Origin of the sequence: Streptomyces sp. NPDC059989 (assembly GCF_042736975.1) — a bacterium.
Taxonomy (GTDB): domain Bacteria; phylum Actinomycetota; class Actinomycetes; order Streptomycetales; family Streptomycetaceae; genus Streptomyces.
In genome coordinates, this window is sequence record NZ_JBHWUO010000122.1 from 1 (window position 1) to 3,863 (window position 3,863).

Annotated in this window: 2 protein-coding genes; both read left to right on the plus strand. The window is 74.0% G+C overall.

Translation table 11 applies throughout. The features are described 5' to 3' along the window. Nucleotides 1–310: 310 nt before the first annotated feature. Entirely contained in the window at nucleotides 311–1,957 is a 1,647-nt protein-coding gene (locus tag ACFWBN_RS39655; RefSeq protein WP_385186691.1) for a multicopper oxidase family protein, read from the plus strand. 81 nt (nucleotides 1,958–2,038) lie between these two features. Then, nucleotides 2,039–3,790, plus strand: a complete 1,752-nt coding sequence (locus ACFWBN_RS39660; RefSeq protein WP_385186693.1) for an NAD+ synthase — start codon at nucleotides 2,039–2,041, stop codon at nucleotides 3,788–3,790. Nucleotides 3,791–3,863 lie beyond the last annotated feature (73 nt).

Consider the following 3,863-nt stretch of genomic DNA (forward strand, 5'->3'; position numbering starts at 1 on the left):
GCGCCGAACACAACAAGGCTGCCACTCCCCGACCCCTGGCCACGTTCGGCGCCCGAGGAGGTGCCCCGGCGCGCGCCCGGCCCCGCCGAAACCGGTGCTCGGCGGCTTCGCCGGTGGGGCTCCGCCCCACACCCCGCGCCTCAAACGCCGGCGGGGCTGGATCGGCCCGAGGAGGTACCCGGCGCGCCCGGCCCCGCCGAAACCGCCCCGCCCCCGACCCTGCCGCAGCCGGCCTCCGCCCCACCGAAACCGGCCCCGCCCAGCCCCACCCCGGTCCCACCTGCCACGACACCCGCGAGGTACTCCCCCCATGCCCGCTTCCGCCCCCCGCCGTACCCCCCTGCCCCGCCGCCGCGACGTGCTAGGCGCGTCCGCCGCCCTCGCCGGCGGCGCGCTGCTCAGTGCCTGCGGCGCCCCCTCCGCCCCCTCGGCCCCCTCCGACCCGGCCCCCGCCGCCGGCCGGGGTCACGGCGGCATGCGCCACGGCGGCGCCGCCGCAGACGTGGCCGGCTACGTCGACCCCGCCGGCCCGGAGGTCAAGGCCGCCGAGGCCGCCCGCAAGGCCACCGGCCCGCTCACCGAGGTCAAGCTCACCGCCACCGCCGCCACGCTCGACCTCGGCGGCGGCCGCTCCGTCCGCTCCTGGGCGTACGGGGACCAGCTGCCCGGCCAGGAGGTCCGGGTCACCGCGGGCGGCACCCTCGCCCTCACCCTGTCCAACAACCTCCCCGAGGCCACCTCCCTGCACTGGCACGGCCTTGCGCTGCGCAACGACATGGACGGGGTCCCGGGGCTGACCCAGCGGGACATCGCCCCGGGCGGCTCGTTCGCGTACCGGTTCGCCGTCACGCACCCGGGGACGTACTGGTTCCACCCGCACACCGGCGTCCAGCAGGACCGCGGCCTGTACGCGCCGCTGATCGTCGAGGACCCGAAGGAGCCCCTCTCGTACGACAAGGAGTGGGTGGTGGTCCTGGACGACTGGATCGACGGGGTCGACGGGGTCACCCCGGACGCGGTCCTGGCCGAGCTCCGCAAGGGCGCGAACCCCAAGGCCCACGCCGCGCACGGCCGGGCACCCAGCCCCACCCCCAGCCCCAAGGCCCCCGGCGCCGCCCCCAAGCCCCCGCGCCTCCTCGTGGGCGCCGACAGCGACATCCTCGGCCGGGAGGCGGGGGACGTCGCCTACCCGCACTACCTGGTCAACGGCCGGGTGGCGGAGGACCCGTCCGTCTTCACCGCGAGCCCCGGCGACCGGATCCGGCTGCGCATCATCAACGCCGGCGGGGACACGGCCTTCCGGCTCGTCCTCGGCGGCCACGAGCTGACGGTCACCCACGCGGACGGCTTCCCGGTGGAGCACGCGAAGACGGGCGCCCTGCTGCTGGGCATGGGCGAGCGCTACGACGTCCTGGTCACCGCGAAGGACGGGGTGTTCCCGCTCACCGCGATCGCCGAGGGCAAGGGGCGGTCGGCCCTCGCGGTGCTGCGCACCGGGGCGGGCACGGCGCCGACCCCGGCGACCCGGCCGACCGAGCTGGACGGTCCGCCGCTGATGGCGGACTCACTGCGGCCCGCGGAGTCGGTCGCGCTGGCCGCGCGCGAGCCGGACCGTACGGTGCGGCTGCGGCTGACCGGCTCCATGTCCCGGTACAACTGGGCCTTCGACGGCGCGCCGTACACGCCGGACCAGCGGCACCCGGTGAAGGCGGGCGAACGGGTCCGGCTGGAGTTCGCCAACGCCACGCCGATGTGGCACCCGATCCACCTGCACGGCCACACCTTCGCCCTGGGCGGCGAGGCCGGCGGCGCCCGCAAGGACACCGCGATCCTGCTGCCGGGCAGGAGGCTGACCACGGAGTTCGACGCGGACAACCCCGGGCTGTGGATGACCCACTGCCACAACGTCTACCACTCGGAATCCGGGATGATGACGGTCCTCGGCTACCAGCTCTAGAGCCCGTACGGCCCGTATACGAAGGACGAAAAGAGGCCGGGCCCAGGACATCGCGTCAGAAAGACGATTACACTGGGCCGCGTGCCTCAACTTCGCCTCGCTCTGAATCAGATCGACTCGCGCGTCGGCAACATCACCGCCAACGCGGACTCGGTCGTCCACTGGACCCGGCACTCCGCCGAGCAGGGCGCCCACCTGGTGGCGTTCCCGGAGATGATGCTGACCGGGTACCCCGTCGAGGACCTCGCCCTGCGCGAATCCTTCGTCGAGGCCTCCCGCACCGCGCTGCGCGAGCTCGCGGCGCGCCTCGCGGCCGAAGGCCTCGGCGAACTGCCGGTCGTCGTCGGCTACCTCGACCGCACCGAGAAGGCCGCGCCCCGGCTCGGCCGCCCGGCCGGCTCCCCGGAGAACGCGGCCGCCGTGCTGCACCGCGGGGAGGTCGTGCTGCGCTTCGCCAAGCACCACCTCCCCAACTACGGCGTGTTCGACGAGTTCCGGTACTTCGTGCCGGGCAACACCCAGCCGGTGATCCGGGTGCACGGCGTCGACGTGGCCCTGGCCATCTGCGAGGACCTCTGGCAGGAGGGCGGCCGCGTCCCCGCCACCCGCTCCGCCGGGGCCGGACTGCTGATCTCGATCAACGCCTCCCCGTACGAGCGCAACAAGGACGACCTGCGCCTCGAACTGGTGCGGAAGCGGGCCCAGGAGGCCGGCTGCACCCTCGCCTACCTGGCCATGATCGGCGGCCAGGACGAGCTGGTCTTCGACGGCGACTCGATCGTGGTCGACGCCGGCGGCGAGGTCATCGCCCGGGCCCCGCAGTTCTCCGAGGGCTGCGTGCTCGTCGACCTCGACCTGCCGGCCGCCCGCGCCGACGCCCCCGAGGGCGTGGTCGACGACGGGCTGCGCATCGACCGCGTGGTCCTGTCCGCGGAGCCCGTGGAGGCCTACGAGCCCGTCGTCACCGGCGGTTACGCCGACCGCCTCGACGACGACGAGGAGATCTACGACGCGCTGGTCGTGGGCCTGCGCGCGTACGTGAAGAAGAACGGATTCCGCTCCGTCCTGATCGGGCTCTCCGGAGGCATCGACTCCGCGCTCGTCGCCGCCATCGCCTGCGACGCGATCGGCGCGCAGAACGTGTACGGCATCTCGATGCCCTCGAAGTACTCCTCGGACCACTCCAAGGACGACGCGGCCGATCTCGCGAAGCGGACCGGCCTGAACTTCCGGACCGTGCCGATCGAGCCGATGTTCGAGGCCTACATGGGCTCGCTGGGGCTGACCGGCCTGGCCGAGGAGAACCTCCAGTCCCGGCTGCGCGGCACCATGCTGATGGCGGTCTCCAACCAGGAGGGCCACATCGTGCTGGCCCCGGGCAACAAGTCCGAGCTGGCCGTCGGCTACTCCACCCTGTACGGCGACTCGGTCGGCGCCTACGGCCCGATCAAGGACGTCTACAAGACGGACGTCTTCCGGCTGGCCCACTACCGCAACCGGGCGGCCGCCGAACGCGGGGAGACCCCGCCGATCCCCGAGAACTCCCTCGTGAAGCCGCCGAGCGCCGAGCTGCGCCCCGGCCAGGTGGACACGGACTCGCTGCCGGACTATCCGGTGCTGGACGCGATCCTGGCGCTGTACGTGGACCGCGACCAGGGCATGGAGGCGATCGTCGCGGCCGGCTTCGACCGCGAGCTGGTCGCCAGGACCCTGCGGATGGTGGACACGGCGGAGTACAAGCGCCGCCAGTACCCGCCGGGCACGAAGATCTCCGCGAAGGGCTTCGGCAAGGACCGCCGGCTGCCGATCACGAACGGCTGGCGCGAGCGGTAGGACCGCTGCGCTCGGCTCGGGTGACACGAGGGGGGGGGGGGGGGGGGCGGGCGGGGGGGGGGGGGGGGGGGGG

What these genes read in the sequence shown, in the direction of transcription:
- ACFWBN_RS39655 (WP_385186691.1), top strand. Translation starts at nt 311, where the DNA reads ATGCCCGCTTCCGCCCCCCGCCGTACCCCCCTGCCCCGCCGCCGCGAC.